General features: G+C 50.9%; 17 protein-coding genes and 1 pseudogene. 9 read left to right on the top strand and 9 right to left on the bottom strand.

From position 1 onward, the window contains the following. Nucleotides 1-127 (top strand): annotated as a pseudogene (locus ACQ4M4_RS27735) (photosystem II q(b) protein); the annotation flags it as partial. Nucleotides 128-263: 136 nt separating this feature from the next. Here the strand turns inward: ACQ4M4_RS27735 and bchB are convergent. Then, the gene (bchB, locus tag ACQ4M4_RS27730; protein WP_430687731.1) at nucleotides 264-1,790 is read right to left on the bottom strand and encodes a ferredoxin:protochlorophyllide reductase (ATP-dependent) subunit B; all 1,527 of its coding nucleotides are present in this window, start codon (nucleotides 1,788-1,790) and stop codon (nucleotides 264-266) included. Between the two features lie 545 nt (nucleotides 1,791-2,335). On the opposite strand from bchB, the gene ACQ4M4_RS27725 reads away from it, so the two are divergent. Next, on the top strand, nucleotides 2,336-2,797 hold the full coding sequence (locus ACQ4M4_RS27725; RefSeq protein ID WP_430687728.1) for a hypothetical protein: 462 nt from the start codon (nucleotides 2,336-2,338) through the stop codon (nucleotides 2,795-2,797). 265 nt (nucleotides 2,798-3,062) lie between these two features. Here ACQ4M4_RS27725 and ACQ4M4_RS27720 read toward each other — a convergent pair whose 3' ends face one another. Further along, nucleotides 3,063-3,785: a response regulator gene (locus ACQ4M4_RS27720; protein WP_430687730.1), complete on the bottom strand. Its 723-nt coding sequence runs from the start codon at nucleotides 3,783-3,785 to the stop codon at nucleotides 3,063-3,065. Between the two features lie 422 nt (nucleotides 3,786-4,207). Between ACQ4M4_RS27720 and ACQ4M4_RS27715 the strand changes: the two genes are divergently transcribed. The 3 genes from ACQ4M4_RS27715 (at nucleotide 4,208) to ACQ4M4_RS27705 (ending at nucleotide 8,575) form a co-directional block, all read left to right on the top strand. Next, nucleotides 4,208-5,992 (top strand): sensor histidine kinase, encoded by a 1,785-nt coding sequence (locus tag ACQ4M4_RS27715; RefSeq protein ID WP_430687727.1) that lies wholly within the window; start codon nucleotides 4,208-4,210, stop codon nucleotides 5,990-5,992. Nucleotides 5,993-6,362: 370 nt separating this feature from the next. Continuing rightward, nucleotides 6,363-6,794, top strand: coding sequence for a response regulator (locus ACQ4M4_RS27710; RefSeq protein WP_430687726.1), 432 nt, complete (start codon nucleotides 6,363-6,365; stop codon nucleotides 6,792-6,794). Nucleotides 6,795-7,405: 611 nt separating this feature from the next. Next, nucleotides 7,406-8,575 carry an ATP-binding protein gene (locus ACQ4M4_RS27705; protein WP_430687725.1) on the top strand — a complete coding sequence of 390 codons (1,170 nt, stop codon included), beginning with the start codon at nucleotides 7,406-7,408 and terminating at the stop codon, nucleotides 8,573-8,575. Here the strand turns inward: ACQ4M4_RS27705 and ACQ4M4_RS27700 are convergent. Beyond that, complete coding sequence (locus ACQ4M4_RS27700; protein ID WP_430687724.1) at nucleotides 8,541-9,302, bottom strand: class I SAM-dependent methyltransferase; 762 nt, start codon at nucleotides 9,300-9,302, stop codon at nucleotides 8,541-8,543. The two genes, ACQ4M4_RS27705 and ACQ4M4_RS27700, sit on opposite strands and share 35 nt — an antisense overlap. A gap of 47 nt (nucleotides 9,303-9,349) precedes the next feature. Continuing rightward, nucleotides 9,350-10,369 (bottom strand): 16S rRNA (cytosine(1402)-N(4))-methyltransferase RsmH, encoded by a 1,020-nt coding sequence (rsmH, locus tag ACQ4M4_RS27695; protein ID WP_430687723.1) that lies wholly within the window; start codon nucleotides 10,367-10,369, stop codon nucleotides 9,350-9,352. A gap of 155 nt (nucleotides 10,370-10,524) precedes the next feature. On the opposite strand from rsmH, the gene ACQ4M4_RS27690 reads away from it, so the two are divergent. The 3 genes from ACQ4M4_RS27690 to ACQ4M4_RS27680 all read left to right on the top strand — a co-directional run bounded on the left by ACQ4M4_RS27690 (nucleotide 10,525) and on the right by ACQ4M4_RS27680 (nucleotide 12,414). Next, nucleotides 10,525-11,001: a MarR family winged helix-turn-helix transcriptional regulator gene (locus ACQ4M4_RS27690; protein ID WP_430687729.1), complete on the top strand. Its 477-nt coding sequence runs from the start codon at nucleotides 10,525-10,527 to the stop codon at nucleotides 10,999-11,001. A gap of 207 nt (nucleotides 11,002-11,208) precedes the next feature. Then, complete coding sequence (locus ACQ4M4_RS27685; RefSeq protein ID WP_430687722.1) at nucleotides 11,209-11,598, top strand: DoxX family protein; 390 nt, start codon at nucleotides 11,209-11,211, stop codon at nucleotides 11,596-11,598. Nucleotides 11,599-11,631: 33 nt separating this feature from the next. Next, complete coding sequence (locus ACQ4M4_RS27680; protein WP_430687721.1) at nucleotides 11,632-12,414, top strand: DODA-type extradiol aromatic ring-opening family dioxygenase; 783 nt, start codon at nucleotides 11,632-11,634, stop codon at nucleotides 12,412-12,414. Between the two features lie 258 nt (nucleotides 12,415-12,672). Here ACQ4M4_RS27680 and ACQ4M4_RS27675 read toward each other — a convergent pair whose 3' ends face one another. Next, nucleotides 12,673-12,915, bottom strand: a complete 243-nt coding sequence (locus ACQ4M4_RS27675) for a DUF6761 family protein (protein ID WP_430687720.1) — start codon at nucleotides 12,913-12,915, stop codon at nucleotides 12,673-12,675. Nucleotides 12,916-13,392: 477 nt separating this feature from the next. On the opposite strand from ACQ4M4_RS27675, the gene ACQ4M4_RS27670 reads away from it, so the two are divergent. Next, entirely contained in the window at nucleotides 13,393-14,148 is a 756-nt protein-coding gene (locus ACQ4M4_RS27670; RefSeq protein WP_430687719.1) for a response regulator transcription factor, read from the top strand. 55 nt (nucleotides 14,149-14,203) lie between these two features. Here the strand turns inward: ACQ4M4_RS27670 and dinB are convergent, their stop codons facing one another. From dinB to ACQ4M4_RS27650, 4 genes are all read right to left on the bottom strand, one after another. Continuing rightward, nucleotides 14,204-15,319, bottom strand: a complete 1,116-nt coding sequence (gene dinB, locus ACQ4M4_RS27665) for a DNA polymerase IV (RefSeq protein WP_430687718.1) — start codon at nucleotides 15,317-15,319, stop codon at nucleotides 14,204-14,206. 249 nt (nucleotides 15,320-15,568) lie between these two features. Then, the gene (locus tag ACQ4M4_RS27660) at nucleotides 15,569-16,750 is read right to left on the bottom strand and encodes a TRC40/GET3/ArsA family transport-energizing ATPase (RefSeq protein WP_430687717.1); all 1,182 of its coding nucleotides are present in this window, start codon (nucleotides 16,748-16,750) and stop codon (nucleotides 15,569-15,571) included. A 134-nt stretch (nucleotides 16,751-16,884) separates the two neighbouring features. Beyond that, on the bottom strand, nucleotides 16,885-17,292 hold the full coding sequence (locus ACQ4M4_RS27655; protein ID WP_430687716.1) for a DUF2358 domain-containing protein: 408 nt from the start codon (nucleotides 17,290-17,292) through the stop codon (nucleotides 16,885-16,887). A gap of 349 nt (nucleotides 17,293-17,641) precedes the next feature. Then, nucleotides 17,642-19,786 carry a bluetail domain-containing putative surface protein gene (locus tag ACQ4M4_RS27650; protein WP_430687715.1) on the bottom strand — a complete coding sequence of 715 codons (2,145 nt, stop codon included), beginning with the start codon at nucleotides 19,784-19,786 and terminating at the stop codon, nucleotides 17,642-17,644. Between the last annotated feature and the right edge of the window lie 830 nt (nucleotides 19,787-20,616).

Genomic DNA, 20,616 nt, shown 5'->3' with positions numbered 1-20,616 from the left:
CATTTTGAACCGTGCCAACCTGGGTATGGAAGTGATGCACGAGCGCAATGCTCACAACTTCCCCTTGGATTTGGCTGCTGGCGAAGCTGCACCTGTGGCTTTGACTGCTCCTTCCATCAACGGTTAACCCGGTTGAGCGATAAAACTTAGCTTCTTGCTAATGTTAAGCCCCCTTCCATCTGGAAGGGGGCTTTTTTTGTATCTCTAAGGGGTACTGCCTGGAAGGCAGTGCCCTTGGTTAAATCAGTGGATGCCGCTAAGCCTTATGCCCCAACAGCTTCCTTGGCGGCGTAGAGCACTTCGGCGGTGATGGTTTCGATGTTGCGATCGCGCGCAAACTTTTCGGTATTCCGCTTCACCTTGCCGCGGACAAAGCCAGGAATCTTGTTGAGCTCGGCAAGGCCATCTTTGCTCCAGTTCAGGTCGGTATTGGCCGACATATCTTTGGTAATGACCTCTTTGGTGTCGTGGCCGCCAAAGATCTCTAGCAAATGATCTTCCATCCCCAATGTAAAGGAGTTATAGACCAAATCCACCATTTGGTTGGCTCCCTCATAGCCCAAAAATGGCTTGTAGCCGACCGGGAAGTTTTGAATGTGGATGGGTGAGGCAATGACACCGCAGGGGATATCTAACCGCTTGCCAACATGGCGCTCCATTTGAGTACCAAAAATAGCAGCAGGTTCTAAGCGGGCGATCGCATTGGCAATTTCGGCATTATCATCGCTGATCAAAACCTCATCGCAATACTCACTTACCTGATTGCGGAACCAGTCAGCATCGTATTTGCAGTAAGTTCCCGCCAGCACCACATGAATTCCCATTTCGCGAGAGAGAATTTTGGTCATGGCGGCGGCGTGGGTATTGTCACCAAACACAACCGCTTTTTTACCCGTTAGATTTTGGCAATCAATGGAGCGGGAAAACCAGGCCGCTTGGGAAACAAATCGAGTTTGCTCATCGATAAAGGGTTCGTAGTTCACATCCGCCCCTTGAGCATTCAGCACCTGCTGAATGGCGCGAATGCAGCGGGCGGTTTCCACCACACCCATGGGCGTGATGTCGACCAATGGCATATCAAATTCTGTTTTTAGAAACTCGGCCGTCATGAGGCCCAGTTCGCGATAGGGCACCAGGTTGAACCAGGCACGAGGCAAGTTTTTCAGCTCGTGAACGGAAGCCCCTTCTGGGATCACAGCGTTCACCTGAATGCCCAACTCGGCCATCAGTTTTTTCAGCTCTCGGCAGTCGTGGTTGTTGTGGAACCCCAGGGTAGACATGCCAATGATATTGACGGAGGGTTGTTCCGTTTTGACCGTTGAAAGATCCCCTTTTTTCTGGGCTTTGGCGATGTAGAACTGCACGATTTGCTGGAGGGTGCGATCGCCCGCTTGCAATTCATTCACCCGATAGTGGTTCACATCCGCCAGCAGCACATCGCCCTTGGCCTCCAGTTGCGCCCGTTGCACAAAGTTTTGCAAATCCTCCTGCAAAATACTGGAGGTGCAGGTGGGAGTGAGCACAATCAGGTCGGGATGTTCTTCTTGATCCTTGCGGGTAATGTTGTCGACCACTTTTTCTTGTGAGCCCCGGGCCAGGACGTTGCGATCGACCACACTGGTGGTCACCGGGGTAAAGTCGCGCTCACGCTCCAACATGGAACGCATGACGTTAAAGTAGTCGTCGCCGAGTGGGGCATGCATGATGGCATGGACGTTTTTGAAGGAGCTAGCAATGCGCAGCGTGCCGATGTGCGCAGGGCCAGCATACATCCAGTAGGCCAGTTTCATATCGAGTGCTTCTCCGTTGTGGTGCTGGTGTGGGAGTGACCAGGAAGGTAAGCCAAAAACCTGACGGTGGGAAGGCTGAGAAAACTTCCCGTCAGGTTGTTGCTTTAGCAAGATGAACTAACTCGTTGGTTAGCAAACGTTGGCTGAAGCTGCTTCTGATTGTCCCTAAAGATGGTGAGTCTGCGATCGCGCTGTGATGAAGCGTTGCAAAGTGGGCGATCAGCCGGAATGCTCAACAGGTAAGGGTTTCGCTCCGTTTGCCAAAGCCAGCTTGTTATAAGACAGAATGAAACTTAATCCTTCTCAATCTCAAGAGATTATTCCTTCTAAGGCGGGAAAACTGAATTAAACGAGTTCAACGTTAGTTATCCATCAGCTGAAGTGCGAATTGCGCGAGTGCACCATGCCCGAAAACTACGCTGAGCCCAAACTTTTGAGCCCAAACTTCTGGACTCGAACTTGGGTTTCCTCAAGCAGAGTGCTGACGAACTCGCTCTTTCCCCCGCATTCTTGGATTAGGCTTTCCCATGCTTGAAGTAAAACCGATGAGTTGGCGGATCAATAGTTATCGCATTTATCAAGATGCCGTAGCTATTGGCAAAATCAACCTCAATCTGTTTGGTGCAGATGGGCAGCTGATCCTAAATCAGACGCGATATGTAATCCGCAACCAGCGAAGATTTCCGTTGCGCAATGTGACCCAACTCATGCAGGGAAAGCGCTGTGTTGCCACTGCTAAGCTAAAAAATCTGCTCACTTCAGGCTATGAACTGGAATGTGAGGGGAGGCGTTACGATATCAGTTCGCCGCTAGGAGTACGACAGTTTTGGACAGCCCAAAACCCTGAATTGCAGTTTTCAAAAATAGTGGTGATGCAGGGCGATCGCATTGTTGGAACTGTGAGCAACAGCGACCACAATACATTGCAGCTTGAGCTACCCAGCGATATGCCTCTGATGGCTCAAATGCTGGTGGTATGGGAGGCTATCAATCAGCAATTAGGGTGAACAACCTGACAGGCCAGCTCACGCAATTGCCAATGCACAAAAAGTTGGGTGACGGTTTCCAAGGCGAGATACCGTGGAATACGCATCACCCAAAGCGGATAGGGAGATTTTCGTTGAGGACTCAAGGTTGCACGCATCCCCTTAGGGCGCGTCATCCCTCAAGCGGCAATCTTGCATACTCAGGGCCTCGCGCCCGCTTTTGTGACCGGGCTAAAAGCTATATCGGTTGGTGCATCCAGATTTCAGCTTGAATGGATGACCGTCCCTAGCTAATCAGCCCAGAGCGCAATGCCAAGACAGCCGCCTGGGTGCGGTCATCGGCACAGAGCTTGTTGAGAATGTTACGAACGTGAGTTTTTACCGTTCCAACCGTGATGTAGAGCTTTTCGGCGATCGCGGCATTGCTACACCCAGCTACAATCAATTCCAAAATTTCCAGCTCTCGCTCCGTTAGCGGTGAGCTTTCTAACAACTGCTCAACCTCCGGCTCTGCTGCGCTAATGGCCACTGTCTTGCTATCATCGAGCCCTGAAACTTCCGGTCCCGTATGGCGCATTTGACGTAGCACAATCGTGGCGATCGCTGGATCAATCCAAGAATTGCCAGAATGCGTGGCCTTCAGTGCTTCCGTTAACCGCTCAATGCTAATGTCCTTCATGCAGTACGAATCCGCGCCTGCTGCGAAGGCCGCCAGCACCGAGTCTTCAGAATCATGCATCGTCAGAATCAAAATTTTGGTGGCGGCTGCCGAGTCGGCACTCGCCTGGAGTTGGCGAAAGCGACGCGTTAGCTCAATGCCATCAATATCAGGCAAGCCAATATCAACAACGGCCACATTGGGATGGGCAGTTTCGAGTAATTGCAAACCTTGCAAGCCATTGGCTGCTTCTCCAATGACCTGAACCCCAGCTTGCCGCTGCAAAGCAGCTCGAAGCCCCACGCGGGTTAGGTCATGATCTTCAATCAACACAACTTGAATATCGTGCATATCTCCCATGATTTAAATCCCAAACTCTCTTTGGGAAACGAAAAAAACGACTGACTAGTTCAAATGTCTAATTTTTGAACAAATCAAAAACGTAATCGAATTATGCCGAATGGCTGAGAGGATTGGCTATCTGCCAAGAGACGGAACAGAGCCGACGAATTCTCCCTGAACGGTTAAGATTGTTACGCTAAAATCTAACCTGAGGTACATTAAGCGACTTTATCGCCCCGACTACACTGATAAAGCTCAGTCTGGATGTGCTTCATACGTTTAGTCTATTAGACTAGACGCAATCCTCAAGCAAACGTTTTAGGTAGATGTTCACCTAATTTGTCTTCATGAAAGTTGGCTATGGTCTTAATCTTTCTAAGATTAATCGGATGTGGTATGCGATGCCTGTTCGCTACAGGGGCGCAGCAATCATGTCCATCCCAACGCTATGCCTAATGTTAACGTTGGGAACCTGGCTATGGGCACGACAGAGTTTATCGGCTCTGCGGATGCGGAACGAAGAAACGGAAGAGGTGATTCGATTGACCGATCGCCTTGCCGTTGAGCTGTTTAGCGCCGAGATTGCTGTTCGGGGCTATACCTTAACGAAAGATCAGACTTTTCTGCCGATTTATGAGCGCGCAATCGGTAGAATACCTCCGGTTGAAGCGTCTCTACAACAGCTTCAAGCTTCGTTTCAAATGAGCGCAGCGCAACAAGTTGAAGAACTTTATAGGCTGGCCGATCAACACATCAGGTTGCTAGAACGCATGATTCAGTCTTTGAATAATGAAGGCTCTAGTGTGATTCGATCGCCCCAAACGCTGGCCATCATTTACCAAAGTCGAGCCGACTTATTGGCGTTTCGTGCCAAGGTCGATGAGTTTAATGCCACGCAAGACCAAGCTTTAAAGGATATCAATCTACGCCGTAACAAGCTTCAAGAGCTGACTGGCAGCATGCTTAGCATTGTGACAGTTGTGAGCTTGTTGAGCTCGGCGGCGGCAATTTTTCTGTTCAGCCAGCTCGACCGTGACTTGCAAAGCCGGGAGCGCATGCTCAACGACAGCAGAAATTTGCTGGAAGCCATCGTTGGCAGTGTAGTGGATGGGGTGATTGTGCTGGACGAGTTTGGCAAAGTTGAAATGCTAAACAAGCCTGCGGCCCAATTGTTTGACTACGCTCCTGAGAAGGTTGTTGGTCATGACTTGGGTATGCTGCTCAATAACGACCAGGCGACTGATGCTCGCTCCGAGGCAGCCGATCCACCCGGCTTATCGAGCAACTACTTGAGTAGCCACCAAATTCAGCTGGGGCGACCGTGGCAAACCATGGGGGTCCGTAGCGATGGATCTACGTTGCCCATCGAAATTTCGATCAGCGAAATGCTAATTGATGGGCGCATGATTGCGATTGTTCGTGATATTACGCCCTTTTTGGAGACTGAGGCCAAGCTACAGTCTCGTGCGGATGAGCTGACGCGGCTCAGCCGAATTTTGAGTCAAACCAACACGACGCTTGAGGATCGCAATCGTGAGCTGGAACAGTTTGCCTATGTGGCTTCTCACGATCTCAAGGCTCCTTTACGCGCGATCGCCAATCTCTCTGAATGGATTGAGGAAGATTTGAGCGATCGCCTGCCGCAAGAAAACAAAAACCAAATGGTGTTATTGCGGGGTCGTGTTCATCGCATGGAAGCCCTCATCAATGGTTTGTTGGAATACTCTCGTATTGGTCGCACCAATACCAAAGCCGAACTGGTCTCTGTAGCGGCGCTCTTGGCAGATATTGTTGATTCGCTAGCGCCACCGCCAACCTTTACTATTCGCGTTGGCCCTGATATGCCAACCTTTATGACGAAGCGGTTGCCTTTGCGCCAAGTCTTTGCCAACCTCATTGGCAATGCCGTCAAGCACCACCATAGCGATCGCGGTGAAGTGGTGATTTCGGTCGAAGATCAGGGTGAATTCTACCAATTTTCAGTCGCAGACAACGGGCCGGGGATTGACCCCGAATACCACCACAAAATCTTCACGATTTTTCAAACATTGCATCCCAGAGATGCTCGAGAAAATACAGGAATTGGTTTGTCTATCGTGAAAAAAATTGTTGAAACTGAAGGAGGTTCAATTCAAATTCAATCTGCAGAAGGAAAGGGGGCCAAGTTTACATTTACTTGGAGAAAGAAACCCATTGCGATAGCTAACCGACGTTAAGTTTTCAAAGTTTCTAAAGATTTCACAAACAGTTCTTGGCAATATAGACTAATTAGCTATATAGATATTTGCCATTATCTACATCGCTCACAATTTTTTAAGTCCTTTTACCTCAACGCGGTTACTTGCGTGAGTTCATCTTTAACTTCGAAGGCCTGTTTGGAGCCGTTTTCCCCGGTGCTTCTTCACTGAATCTAAACCATGTGCGATCGCGAATGTATAACTTACGAGTGACGCCATGGGGGGAAACGATGCTGCAATATAGGATTATGTCTTGCAGGCCAAAAAAACTTAATAAAAATTATCGACTGATGCATTCATTCAGTGTGTCAGGTTTTTAAAGAGCACCGCGTGTACGTTAGATACGACCATGAGACACAAAGAGATCAATATTCTTCTTGTAGAAGATGATGAAGTAGATGTGATGAACGTGGAGAGAGCGTTCAAGCGCAACAATATTAGCAATCGACTCTATGTTGCCAAAAATGGAATCGAAGCGCTGCAAATGTTGCGAGGTAAGAACGACGATCCACCCGAAATTCCATCAGGACGTCTGCTCATTCTGTTGGATTTGAATATGCCCAAAATGAGTGGCATTGAGTTCCTGCATCATCTTCGTGCCGATCCTGATCTGCGCATGACCCCCGTTATTGTGCTGACCACCTCAAATCAAGACAAAGACCGCTACGAAGCCTATCATCTCAATGTTGCTGGCTACATTCTCAAGCCTGTTACCTTCTCCAATTTCGCTGAAACAATTGCCACACTCAACAAGTATTGGTGTTTGTGCGAACTTCCGTAACAATTCTCCCTCCAGTGCTGAGCTTGAGTGAAACAATCGGTGGTTTTTCGCTACTATTTGGTAAGGTCTTTGCTTCTTTTCAAGTTCATAGATTCTGTTTTCAGCTTCCTCTTTTAGAGGCGCTTGATAAACAATTCGTCGGTATCAGTTTTTAGCTCAAGCTGAAAAAGGTAAACGTGTTGAGTAGTCTGTTTGTGTAACCATATAGCTCCCTCCCTGTACTGGCTTACACAGATAATCTCAGCATTGGGTTGTGTTCAGCAAAGCAATAGCTAGCTTGCGTTTGAGTATTAGAAACTGTTAGCCGTGATGGTTGACCAAATCATACAGATTGAGGATTGTGGATTGAGTCATTGTAGTCGTTGTGACTTTAGAAGATACCCCTAGTTCCTATCAGCTGAGAATGGTTTGACCACGCTTCTTGCTCGATCAGGCTAGGGGTTCTTTATTATGTTGTAATGATTCGGTTGACGCAGTGCAAAGTCTTTAAATTTAGACTTTAAACTTTATTGATAGCGCCTTATTTTTATCTCTCCGTTTTGATGACTCCTGGCTGGCTGTGAACTTCAGCAGTCGCCAAAAATACAGGTTCAATGAGGATCCCTGAAGCTATGGAAGAGCGATATAGGGTTTTAGTAGTCGATGATGACAATGTGGATCGAATGGCAGTTCGCCGGGCACTGAAAACAGCGGGAATTGCTGTTGATTTGTCGGAGGCGTGGGATTTTAGCTCTGCAATTGAGACCCTAAAAACTCAACGGTTTGATTGTTTGTTTATTGACTATCGGTTGCCTGACAAAGATGGATTAGAGCTTGTTCGCGATTTGCGTCATCGCGGTGTGCAAATTCCGCTTATTGTGCTGACGGGACAGGGGGATGAGCAAGTCGCGGTTGAAATGATGAAAGCTGGAGCCAACGACTATTTATCTAAGTCGCGTATTACTCCGCAGAACCTTGCCCGAGTGTTGCATAGTGCTGTGCAGATTTATCAGGCTCAACGCGAGGCCGAACTGGCAAAGCAACAGCGCGAACAACTGGTACGGCAACGAGAAGACTTTGTGTCTCGTTTGACTCATGATTTGCGAACTCCTTTGGTAGCAGCTGACCGGATGCTGCGGCTGTTTCAGGACAATGCATTTGGCGAACCTTCTGCCGAGATGAGCGATGCGATCGCCATCATGATTCGCAGTAACAAGAACTTGCTGCAAATGGTGAACACGCTGTTAGAGGTGTATCGCCATGAGGCAGGTCATAAGTCGATGAGCTTTACCTTGTGCGATATGAAGCCGATCGTGCAGGAAGTGATTCAAGAGCTGAGCCCTTTGGCCGAAGAGAAAGGAATTCGACTAACGGACGATATGCCGCAAAACGATCAGGCTGCCACAACTGTTGCCGGAGACATGCTGGAGCTGAGACGTGTGCTGACCAATTTGGTGGGGAACGCTATCAAATTTACCGATAAGGGCTCGATCACGGTACGACTGTCGGGCTCGGAGCCTCCGCATACCCCCGACCGCGTCAAAATTGAGGTGATTGATACGGGGGCTGGCATTCCACCCGAAGATCAGGCCATGCTATTTGAGCGGTTCCGCCAGGGCAACCACAAGCGCGCTGGCAGTGGGCTGGGGCTTTATCTATCTCGCTGTATTATTGAGGCTCATCGCGGCACGATTGGGGTAAAGTCTGAAGTGGGCCGAGGTAGCAACTTTATGATTCGCCTACCGGCTAAGCGGTTGCAAAAGACAGTTAAGGAGTTAAGCGACCTGCCCGCAAAAACATAGGCCATGTGATTGCTTTGGCCGTTGTGCGATCGCCCCAGGCCAAACAAATGTGGTTAAACCGTTGTGCGATCGCTTCTGGGCCATACCGTTGCACAAAGTGTTGGGTGGCAGACCAGGTGCTAAAGTAGCCCACCAGTTCGTTGGCAGTCCACTCGACTGTTTGAATGATCTGGGGAGTTTCCACTTCCTCGAAGGGAAAGGGCAGCGTTTGATAGCCAGCTTGAACTAGCTTAATTTCCGGCGGAATCACAGGTTCCAGCAGGGTGTAGAACTCGGCGATCGCCGCTTGTAGCTTGGGTGTGGTATGGGGCACACTGGGCCGCTCAATGCACCACATAGCGATCGCGCCACCTGGCCGCACAACTCGATACACCTCGGGATAAAAGCGATCGGGATCGAGCCAGTGCATCGCGGAGCCAATCGTCACTATATCGGCACACTGATCCGGCAATCCGCTGGCTTCTGCCAGTCCTACCGAGTAGCCAATGCTGGGATGGGGAAACGCGTTGTCAATCTGTGCTTTGCTGGCATCGGTTGCATAGATGTGCCGAAAATGGGGTGTGAGCCCCAAGGCTACTTGTCCGTTACCTGTGGCGCAGTCCCATGCGGCATCATGTCGCGATACCAAACTCGCAACAAAGTCGTAAAGCGCGGATGGATACTGCGGTCGGTACCGTGCGTAGTCTTGAGCTGTGGCCGAAAAGTAATCTTTAAATCCTGAAGTCACAACTCGTCAACAGTGGATGGGTAAGAGATCTGCTGCTCTTCAGGGTATCATTCATCGTCTAAATCACTGCGGCGTTCAGCAATGCGTAATTTGGCAGAGCGCGATCGCACGTTGCTTGCCACTTCTACTTCCGTTGCTTCAATTGGCTTTTTGGTTATGATGCGTAGCATTGGGTTTGCTTTCAGCCGATGCTTAACTAAGCGATCTTCCAAACTGTGAAAGCTAATGATGGCAATTCGCCCACCCGGTTTTAGCCAGGTAGGAGCCTGCTCCAAAAAGCGTTCTAACACCTCTAGCTCATGGTTGACGGCAATGCGCAAAGCCTGGAACACCCGCGTTGCCGGATGAATGCGTCCGTATCGATATTTTGGCGGCACGCTGTAAAAAATGACTTCGGCCAATTGAGTGGTGGTTTCAATCGGACGCTTTTCCACAATGCGGCGCGCCATTTTGCGCGATAGACGCTCTTCGCCATAGGTGTAAAAGATCCGCGCTAATTCAGCTTCGTCCCACGTATTGATGATGTCGGCAGCGGTTTCGTCTTGCTGCTGATTCATGCGCATATCGAGCGGGGCCTCATAGCGAAAGCTAAAACCTCGCTCGGGCGTATCAAACTGGTGCGAGCTAACGCCCAGATCGGCCAAAATGCCATCAAACTGCTGCCCGCCTGACGCGAATTCGGCAAAGTTGGTGTGATGAAAGGTGACGCGATCGCCAAATTCTGCCAGATTCTTGCCAGCCGCCACGAGCGATCGCTCATCCTGGTCCAGGGCCGTTACCCGCACGGTTGCATCGGCAGACAAGATAAGCCGACTGTGACCACCGCCACCTAAAGTTGCATCTAAATAATGACCCTCAGGCCGAATCATGAGCCCGTGCACCACCTCTTGCGGCAACACCGAAATATGCTGGTAGTCGGCCTCTTCAACGGAGATTGTGGACGCTTCCAACGGGGCATCGTCCCGACTCTTGCCCTGGCCTTCATTCCGACCTTGGTGCTGCTCCAAGTCTTGGCTCAACGACTGAGCCGGGTTAGAAGCCTGCTCATCGGAGAACTGCTCATTCATCACACACGTTGCTCTTATCTCGTTTCCTTCAGGCTATCGCGCTTTGGAACCTTGCAGCACCAATCCGGAGAATCTTGCCCCGGAAAAAGCAGAGCCTTACGCGCTAGGCTGAAGAAAAGTTTGTAGTCAAACTGTTTGAGGTTTCTATCTTGTCTGTGTCTGAGAACGATTCATCTTTGGGGGCGATCGCCAAAGCCGCCGCTCAAGAAGATTTCATGGAAACCATGCGCGAACTGGTGCGTGCGTATCAAGCCTATGCCACCTACTCTGAACGGCACGTGCGGCAGTTGGGCCTTACCTCGGCTCAGTTTGACGTGATTGCCACCTTAGGCAACACCCGCGGCATGACGATGAAAGAAGTGGCCAGAAAGACCCTCGTTACTAAGGGAACCCTAACTGGAATTATTGATCGATTAGAAGAGAAGGGGCTGGTTCGGCGCGAAGTACCGCCCGAAAATCGGCGTAGTTTTATCGTGGCGCTCACACCGCAAGGAGAGTCGGTATTTGAGCAGGTGTTTCCAACCCATGTGTACCATCTCAAAGAAAGATTTGACCAAATACCACAGCGCGATCAAGTGCAGCTACGCACCTTGCTTCAGCACTTACGGCTCGCATTTGGCGATCGCACCTAACTGAATGTTCCTACCCTCGCCGCACCCATTGGTTTTTATTCAAATAGTCTGCACTCAAACTAATTGAGCTATAATCAAACCATAAATTGTTTGATATCGTACAATTTGAGTGCTTACTGTTAGTCGTCATGGGCTTGTGCCATGGCTGGGTTCGCCCAGTAATGGCTGAGGCCGATATTTAACCTTCTTTTTGGGGGCGATCGCTTTATGGATTCACCAACTCAGCGCAGTTATTTGCCGCTTGTTGCCCGCATTTTTCTAGCGGTTTTGTTTGTGTGGTCAGGGATTGGCAAAATTATGGATCCGGCTGGTACTCAGGCCTATATGGCCCAAGCGGGTATGCCGTTAACCCAATTCTTTTTGGTCGGGGCGATTGTGCTTGAGCTGTTGGGTGCCCTATCTCTGCTGTTGGGCTACAAGGCTCAGTGGGGAGCGATCGCCCTCATCGTCTTTACTGCATTGGCCACGCTCATTTTTCATACCAACCTGGCCGATTCCCTCCAGCAGATCATGTTTCTCAAAAACATCGCCATCATTGGTGGTTTGCTCATGGTGGTGCAGTATGGCCCCGGCAGCATTCGGCTTGGGTCTCGTTAGTTTCTTGTTGATGCGTCTTAGCCTGTGCTTGCTATGAACCCTTATCCTGCCGTTTTCATTTCCCACGGTTCGCCAGACATGGTGATGCAGTCGGCACCTGCGGCTGACTTTTTTCGCCAGTTTCATGCCCAGTTCCAGCCTCCAAGCGCCATTTTGGTGATTTCTGCTCACTGGGCTACCCAGCAGCCAACGGTTAGCGCGGCTGCTCATCCGCGCACAATTCATGATTTTTATGGTTTTGCAGAACCGCTGTATCAGTTACAGTACCGGGCTCCGGGTGCGCCCCACATTGCCAAGCAGGTGCAGCAGCTTCTTGGCAACGCCAACATTCCCGTGCACCTAGCGAGCGATCGCGGTCTGGATCATGGTGCTTGGGAACCCCTCATGATGATGTATCCCGCCGCAAATATTCCGGTGACTCAGCTTTCTATTCAGCCTCAGCAGTCACCCCGCCACCATTGGGCTGTAGGCCAAGCGATCGCCCCATTGCGCCATGAGGGAGTGTTGGTATTGGCCAGCGGCTCTGCAACCCATAATTTACAGATGCTTGGCCCCAATGATGGCACTCAAACACCACCCACCTGGGTTACCGAGTTTGACCAATGGTTGGCAGAACATGTTTTGCGAAACGATGTGGATGCCTTACTCAACTATCGCCAGTTGGCTCCCTATGCTGTCCGCAACCACCCTACCGACGAGCATTTGTTGCCCTTGTTTGTGGCACTGGGGGCGGCTGCAGAGTCACCCCTCATTTCCCAGTTGCACGCGAGTTACAGCCACACCGTTCTGAGTATGGCAGCCTACGCCTTTGCTTAATTGTGTGGGATGGATGAGTGGCTTGCTGGTGGCAAATGTTCTGTCGAGCCTAAGCGCATTAACAACCAAAAGCAGGGATGTGGATAGAACGCACCCCTGTTTTTGATGGACGTTTTTTCTTAGATAGCTAGGCTGGAACTTGCATTTGTGAGCTGCTAGACCCACACTTGCAACTGGGAGTCCGCCTTGAGAAATCCCAGTGGTATGTTGCGGGCTCGCTGGCTGGAGCCCTAATGGATATCAGCTGCTGCGATCGCCTTAGCGATAGTCAGGCTCCGTCTGCGTCATCTCAAAATTAGAAGGATCGTACAAAAAACGGATGGCTTCTTCTTCGAGACGATGGATGAGGAATGGCTCTATCGCATTGGTGTGCCGGAGAGCAGCAAGGTAACCATCGAGATAGAGGCGAAGCTCATCAAATCGATAGCCACGGTTCCACTGCTCGTTGAGCCCGTCGGTGATGCGCTGATAATAGCGGATGGTTTGAGCGTCCTGAAGCATGGAGGTGTGTTGAACTCGACAGCGGTGATATAAAAAAACGAAAGTGGAAGAAAATATCTCCGCTTAATCTGTTAAGAGCAGTTTATCTATGAATGAGTGTTACAGGGATTATGGATTTTGTTGAATTTTCTAACCTCATTTTAACCTTAACTGCTGAACCTCTTGGTGAAGAATTAGTGTAGCTCAAACCAAAGAAAGTCACGATGGGCGACTCTCTCTATCGAAAGGATGGCTTGTAAAGTTAGGTGTCTTTCTCAGAGTAGAGCAGCGCGATCGCCCAACTGAGAATTTTCGCTTTTCCAGTCAACGTCGTACCAACCTAAAACGGCCGGAGAGAAAGTCATCCCTGGCCATTAGCTAGAAATCCAAGTGAAATCAAGGATTTGGCGACATGGATGAGAGTAACGGGGGTTACAAAACCCGACTAGAGGCTCTGTTAAGTTTAAGGTGCCGAACCATAACAGGACTGGGAGCGCTGTGGGCTCGATTGGTGTAGAAGTCGTTGAAGGAAATCCCCATTTGCGATCGCTCCTTGGCTGGCACTTGCAGCAGGCAGGATTTACAGTGCATCAGGCAGCCAGCCTTCAGCAAGCAAGGGATGTATTCTCAAATCGTCAACCCAGGCTGATTGTTCTCGATTCCGAACTTCCGGATGGCGATGGGTTTGAGTTTTGTCGGTGGTTGCATCAGCATCAGCAGCCGCTTGTGCTCATTCTTTCGGCCCGCAGTACCGAATCGGATATTGTGGCTGGTTTACGCGCTGGAGCCGATGACTACCTGACCAAACCGTTTGGCATGCAGGAGTTTTTGGCACGGGTTGAGGCCCTTCTGCGGCGATCGCGCAACACCTCAACGCCCGCTTCTTTGGAGTATGGTGACCTCAAAATTAACTTGGTACAGCGTCGCGTATGGCTCAAGGACGAACAAATCGAGCTGACTCCGCAAGAATTTAGCTTGCTTTATGTGTTGGCTCAAGCGGCGGGCGCGCCGTTGAGCCGAGCTGAGCTATTGCATCAAGCTTGGCCTGATGAAATCGACAATCACCGGACCGTTGATACGCACGTGCTGTCACTCCGTAAAAAAGTTGAAGTCGATCCAAGGCAACCCAGCCTGATTCAAACGGTACGCAACGTTGGCTATCGGTTCAATGTGGAGCAAGTGCTAGGCACAGGAGCTAGCATTAATCGACTCAATGGCTATGGAGCCCACTACCGGACAGCGGCTCAGCTCTAGCGGGGTTGGTGTTGCCGTTGGTGTTTCTGATGCTGCTACCGAATGGCTCAACAGGTCAAAACTCTAGCGTTAGCTGCACATAGTCTGGCATGGGGTGGAGCGTCGTATTCTGAGTTTGAAGCTGGGCTGTGGGGTGAATTGGACTCAGATTGGCGATCGCCAATCCTAGCAGTCGCACTGGTTTTTCGACATCAACCCCATCCAGCAATTGTTGGGCGAGTTGGGCAAGATGGCCTGCCTGGGCAATGGGTTCGGCCAAGGTACGGCTGCGGGTAATTTGCTGATAGTCGGCAAACTTGACTTTGAGCGTTAGGGTACGGCCACACATGTGTTTGGCATGTATCCGCTCCTGGAGTTCTTGCAGTAATGGCGCAAGAGCCTGGTGCATCTGGGTGCGATCGCTCACGTCCTCCACAAACGTGCGCTCTACGCCAATGGACTTGCGTTCTCGATTGGGCTCTACAGGACGATCATCTTGCGATCGCGCAATGCGGTAGTAATGCCGCCCCACCTTGCCAAACTGCTGTACCAACTCCGCTTCAGACCAGATGCGCAAATCAGCCCCAGTGCGAATGCCCAAGCGATGCATCTTAGCCGCAGTCACCTGCCCTACCCCATGAAACTTTTCGATGGGTAGCAGTGCAACAAACTCATCGGCCACCTCAGGACGAATGACACACAGACCGTTGGGCTTGTTCATTCCCGAAGCCACCTTCGCCAAAAACTTGTTGAACGAAACTCCTGCCGAAGCCGTTAGCCCTGTCTCTTGCCTAATCTGCGTCTGAATGGCCTGGGCAATGTGCGTTGCCGATGGCAATCCCTGGCGGTTTTCGGTGACATCCAGATACGCCTCATCCAGCGCCAGCGGCTCCACCAAGTCGGTGTATTGGCTAAAAATTTCGCGAATCTGAGCTGATACCGCCCGGTACACATCAAACCGAGGCGTTGCAAAAATCAGGTGCGGGCACTTTTGAATGGCGGTGCGCGATGGCATGGCGGAATGAATGCCATACTGCCGTGCCTCGTAACTGGCGGCGGCTACGGCACCTCGCTGCTCGGGCCGACCACCCACCACCACAGGCTTACCGCGATAGGCTGGATGGTCGCGTTGCTCGACCGATGCGTAGAATGCATCCATATCCACATGAATAATCTTGCGAACCGCTTGCACTGCTGATGTCGCTAACTCTCTCGCCTCCTTCAAAGTCTAAATCGTTTGTGATGGTCTAGACATGGGGCGATGCAGTGGGGCAACGGCGTGGTGCGCGGTTCTCATAGATTTGGGAGACTTGCGTAAACCCAAACACCACAACAAAATAGGCCAGAACAAAATAGGCCAGGAAAATCTGGCCTACGCGGTTTGCTCTAGAGCACGTGTATTTGTAAGCGAACTGCAGGGTAGTTGCAGCTTGTTTGGGCGTTAAACCGAGGCCGCAAACCGAATTTTGAGATAGTCCTCTTCCATCTTGGCCCCTGCGGGTTGCAGCGCTGCTAATGCCTGCGGCAACACCAAATTTCGACGGTGGTTTCCAATCCGCACATTCAGCTCATCGGCAGATTTGCTCAGCTCAATTTTATCTTTGGGGATGCCGGGTAGGTACAATTCCAGGCTGTACTGGTTCTGCTCTTGAACAACGCGCATGGTGGTTTCTTTGTAATACACCTGCGATGGATCTTCGTCGGCGTACAGCGTTTCTTTGAGACGCTCCAGTGCAGCCAAACCACACATTTCTTCCGAATAAAGAGGCACCTCTTTAACAGGCAGCGGTTGGAAGTTGTCGTGAATCTCTTGGCGATACTGCTGTTGATTTTCTTTCCAACGCTGGAAGAACGGATCGGTGACGCTATCGGGAATGATGCGATTTGCCACAACCATATCGGTTGCTACGTTGTAGAGGCTTAAGTATGCATGGGCACGCAGCGATTCTTTGATCACCATTTTTTCGGGATTGGTCACCAATCGAACCGAGGTTTTGGAGTTATCAGTCAGCACCTTTTCCAGGGCTTCGATCTGCTCGTAAAACTCGTAGGGCGCATCCATCACTTCCTGGTTGGGCAGCGAGAAGCCAGCAATGGGGCGGAACAACGGCTCAACCAAGGGACGCAGGGCCGAAGAGACTGCCTGTAACGGTTTGTAGAAGCGGCGCATATACCAGCCCGCCACTTCGGGTAGGCTGAGCAGGCGCAGGGCCGTTCCCGTAGGTGCTGAGTCAATGATCAGCACGTCAAACTCACCTTCGTCGTAGTGGCGCTTCATGCGCACCAGGCTAAAGATTTCATCCATGCCTGGAAGGATCGCCAACTCCTCGGCTTCGACTCCTTCCAAACCGCGCGCCTGCAACACTTGGGTAATGTAGCGTTTGACTGCACCCCAGTTGCCCTCAAGTTCCATCAATGCGTCGAGTTCGGCTCCCCACAGGTTGGGGCGAACGGGGCGCGGGTCATGACCCAGCTCCATATCAAAGCTGTCGGCTAGTGAGTGCGCCGGATCGGTGCTAAGCACGAGGGTTTTGTGGCCTAGTTCGGCACAGCGAAGCCCTGTTGCGGCGGCAACCGAGGTTTTGCCAACTCCGCCTTTACCCGTCATTAAGATTACGCGCATGAATGTCCCGATGAGGTTGCGTGACGAATGTTTACATTCTTCTAATGTATCGGGTTTGAGTCGCTTTGGGGCGATCGCACTGGGTGAGATCTGGCGATCGCCTCGGCGGGGTTGTTGCCGTTGGGGTTTGTGGCTTATTGGGGTGGAGGCGAAGGGGGGCGATCGCCCTTTGAAAAATGCTGCTTCAGCACATCAAAACGAGAGCAGTGCCAATAGTCCACATGGGAACTAATCAGTTCTTGGTCGTTGACCGTTAGCTCACTCCATCCGGAAATGCTGATACGAGGCTGCCAAGGCAGGGGAGTATTCCAGCTCAAAGTCCAGTCTGTGCGAATGAAGTTGTCGGTACGCTGCATATTGTGCAAATCGAGGCGAATGTTGCGAAACCAGGTTTCGATAAAGCCCAGCATTTGCTGATAGCGATCGCGCCCCCGAAACTGCGTCATTGGATCCTTAAAGTACACATCCTCAGCGTAAATGCTAAAGGTTTGCTGATGGGGAAAGTTGCGGTAATCCACCTTGAGGATGTCAAGTAAATCCATAGCGCCCACGAGTTTGCCCCAAAATGCTACTTCATCAAGTGTGGCATTAATTAATGTTGCCGGTGCTGTTTGAGATGCGTGGGTGGTGGGTCGGAAAAGGGACGAAGCCTCTTTTCTATACCCCCCATATATGCAAATGGCAACCAAGGTTGCCAATAGTGCCACTGTCAGGGAAGCTTTTGAGCGAAACCCATCCGTAAAGCCGATCTGTAAAGCCGAAGGCGAACGGCTATAGTACGAGCATTTATAGTACTAGCGTTCGCCTTCGAGGATATGAGTTTGAGCGAGTAGCTCGGAAGCAGAATCTGGTTCGAGATCCGACTATGGGAGAGTATTGCTTGGGTGCAGATTAGGTCACAAAGTAGTTAGCTACCGATAACTGCCCCATTGTGTTGTGAGCCGCAGGTTTGACCATTCCTGTCATGTTGATCAGCAAATCCACAGTGGGGTTGAACGCTGCGTGGTTGTTGTTGACCGACATGTAGGTGCCGCCATTCCATTGGAACATCACGGCTTCTACCAGACCAAGGGCTTGAGCGCCAGCCGCTTGCTGATTTTTGTCGGCATAGGCCGCACGCGCCGCACCCGTCAATGTTCCTGCGTTGACCGTTCCGGCATTAAACAACGCCTTGGGTCGTTCGATAGTTGCCAAATTGTTGTCGAAGTCGAGCCGAATGCGATCGCCCGCCACCACATCAAAACCGCGAATCTGATCGGGATCTCCAACTAGCGAATTTGCGAATGCTTCGCGGGGAATGCCCCCCATATAGACAAAGCGATCGGCTCCTGCACCCCCATTCAAAATGTCGCCGCCGCGCCCACCATTCAAAATATCGTTGCCCGCCATTCCTTGAATCGTATCTTTGCCGACTGTGCCGTTTAGCCGATCGGGGCCTGCCGTTCCTACAATCACGCCAGGAGGTGGGGGCGGTGGGGGTGGCGTTGTTCCCCCTCCAAACTCGACGGAACCGACATCCACCTGGCCCACGCGAGATTTGCCCAGTTGATCGAGCACAGGTGCCCCCGTGCTTACCCCGGTGTTAATGGCGGCGCTGCCGCTGAGTAGGGCATGGGTTAGCATGAAGCCACCCCCATTCACCTGCAATGGCCCCAGCTTGGGATCGGCGATCGCGATGCTTTGCACCGCCAGATTATCGTTAAAGCGATTGGACTGACTGCTCAAATATCCAGGAAACTGGATATTGCCGCCCCCGTTGATCAGCGCTTTATTGGTGTGCTGCTGGATCTTCCAGTCGTTGCCACCATTGGCAGCAATGTTGTTGTGAAAGATACTATTGCGCACAGTGACTGGATCGCTACTGGCAGAAATGCCTCCTGCCACCCAGCCCGCCTGGTTAAAGGCGATTGTGGTGTTGGTAAGGGTGGCTGCCCCATACAGTGCCATGCCGCCGCCAACGTTGCTGTAGCCTGTACCCAAGACCCGATTGCTTGAAAAGGTAGAGTTCATGATGTTGGCTGGAGCCTTCATCATCCACAATCCGCCCCCTTGCCCTGTTGCGGTATTGCCTGCAAAGGAACTGTTGGCAATGATCAGTCCCCGGTTGGTTTGGTTGCTCAGCACAACCAGGCCGCCCCCGTTGCCCCCATTGCCCTGTGGCAAGGCCTGCACCGAGTTGTTGTGAAACAGGCTGCGCTGAATTGACACATTATCCTGAGCCCCGGTGAACAGGTAAGCTGCCCCACCTTCGCCCTTGCCCTGGTTGCCTCGAAAAATGCTGTTGATGATTTGAATCGAGCCGGAAGGCTCACTGGTGGAACTGGCGCGATCGGTATAGACTGCGCCACCATAGCCTCGCAGGCTGGGATTGGCTTTTCCGGTGTCGTAGCGCGCGGCTAGGGTGCTGTTATTAATAAATTGGGTGTTGCGAATGGTGAGCTTGCCGTTGAGGCTGTTGATGGCTCCCCCATTAATGCCCTGGTTGCTGATGAATTTGCTATCGCTAACGGTAAAGTCGCGTGGCCCCCAAAAGGCGATCGCCCCGGCTCCCCGTTCATCATTTCCGGCGGTGGCTTTGTTGCCCCGAAACTCGGATTTGCTAACGGTCAGGCTACCTTCGAACGCGCTAAAAATTGCACCGCCGCCCTTATCTGCAACGTTATTGAGAAACTTGACATTCTCAACGGCAAGCTTGCCTTGATGGGTGGTACTGATAGCGGCACCACGATCGGCCGTGTATCCGTTTGCTAGCGTCAAGTTTTTGACCGATAGGCTAGTAGGGGTGGCCGATGTGGAGTTGAGTAGAAAAATGCGTGAAACCCCACCCCCACTAATGGTGAGATTGGCGGCACCTGCGCCATCAATACTTAAATTTTTGCCAACGGGAATGCCAATTTGACGGCTGAGGGTAATGGTTTTGTTGGCTAAGGTTGCAGCAAAGCGAATGGTTGCACCATTGGGGGCATTGGCGATCGCCGCTCGCAAAGATCCAGGCCCACCATCGGCTGCCGACGTAACGGTAATCACAACAGACATAACATTCCCCTAACTTGCTTGCATGTAATTCGTGAAATACGTGCGAAAAAAAACAACAGCGTGGACTGCGCGATGGACGCGTCTAACAACACATGGGTTGAACAAGCGTGCAAAATTGAATTCAACGCTGTGTTGAACCGAATGAGCAGGAAACATTACGTTGATCAAAACGCAAGAAGTAACTTGATATGACTTGGAATGATGCAAAACCTGATAATGATCTTGAGACCACCGCATCTATAAATGGCGGTAGAGATCAACCCTCAATCAATACAACCTTTGTATCGATGTTGATACGATGTATGCACTTGCGAGAGCACAACGATAGGAACTCCAAAACTGCCCTCAATTCAGGCAAATGCACATCTCTGCTGACTATTTGTAACTGCAAATATAGAAATTGGGTGTGGTGAGATCACGGAATCTCCACTAAATCAACCGTTGCGCCACCCTGGTAATATCCCTACTGTAAAAAAGGTTCCCCAAAATTCTGCAAAAAATGGTCAAAATTTTCCCGGATATTTCTTTTCTGGTGTCGAAATTTACGAAATCAGAACTGCTGCAAATTCACGCTATTTGATTAACCTGAGCGCTGATTAACCTGATCGATGGGCGCTACGTGATTGGATGATGAGTTGTAGGGCTCAGCCCTACAACTCATCATTTCAGGACCTACGCAGTTGAATAATTTTTGGAGCGCTAAGTAGGGTTTGCTGAAAAAAGCAGCAAAGGTTTACAGTGCCTAGTTTTCAAGCGAGATCAAGTCTGCTAAAGTGCAAAGAAAAAGTGTAAAACCTCTCAAAAACCTTGCACGAGCTTGCCGATGTACC

The organism is Leptolyngbya sp. AN02str (genome assembly GCF_050565595.1).
Taxonomy (GTDB): Bacteria; Cyanobacteriota; Cyanobacteriia; order Elainellales; family Elainellaceae; genus Kaiparowitsia.
This window is presented reverse-complemented; position numbering and strand designations above follow the sequence as displayed.

Bases quoted from the DNA above. Each gene is read 5' to 3' on its own strand.
- ACQ4M4_RS27715 (WP_430687727.1), top strand. From the start codon at position 4,208: ATGTCCATCCCAACGCTATGCCTAATGTTAACGTTGGGAACCTGGCTA.
- ACQ4M4_RS27710 (WP_430687726.1), top strand. From the start codon at position 6,363: ATGAGACACAAAGAGATCAATATTCTTCTTGTAGAAGATGATGAAGTA.
- ACQ4M4_RS27680 (WP_430687721.1), top strand. From the start codon at position 11,632: ATGAACCCTTATCCTGCCGTTTTCATTTCCCACGGTTCGCCAGACATG.
- ACQ4M4_RS27655 (WP_430687716.1), bottom strand. From the start codon at position 17,292: ATGGATTTACTTGACATCCTCAAGGTGGATTACCGCAACTTTCCCCAT.
- ACQ4M4_RS27720 (WP_430687730.1), bottom strand. From the start codon at position 3,785: ATGCACGATATTCAAGTTGTGTTGATTGAAGATCATGACCTAACCCGC.
- rsmH (WP_430687723.1), bottom strand. From the start codon at position 10,369: ATGAATGAGCAGTTCTCCGATGAGCAGGCTTCTAACCCGGCTCAGTCG.
- ACQ4M4_RS27660 (WP_430687717.1), bottom strand. From the start codon at position 16,750: ATGCGCGTAATCTTAATGACGGGTAAAGGCGGAGTTGGCAAAACCTCG.
- ACQ4M4_RS27675 (WP_430687720.1), bottom strand. From the start codon at position 12,915: ATGCTTCAGGACGCTCAAACCATCCGCTATTATCAGCGCATCACCGAC.
- ACQ4M4_RS27650 (WP_430687715.1), bottom strand. From the start codon at position 19,786: ATGTCTGTTGTGATTACCGTTACGTCGGCAGCCGATGGTGGGCCTGGA.
- ACQ4M4_RS27685 (WP_430687722.1), top strand. From the start codon at position 11,209: ATGGATTCACCAACTCAGCGCAGTTATTTGCCGCTTGTTGCCCGCATT.
- bchB (WP_430687731.1), bottom strand. From the start codon at position 1,790: ATGAAACTGGCCTACTGGATGTATGCTGGCCCTGCGCACATCGGCACG.
- ACQ4M4_RS27705 (WP_430687725.1), top strand. From the start codon at position 7,406: ATGGAAGAGCGATATAGGGTTTTAGTAGTCGATGATGACAATGTGGAT.
- ACQ4M4_RS27725 (WP_430687728.1), top strand. From the start codon at position 2,336: ATGAGTTGGCGGATCAATAGTTATCGCATTTATCAAGATGCCGTAGCT.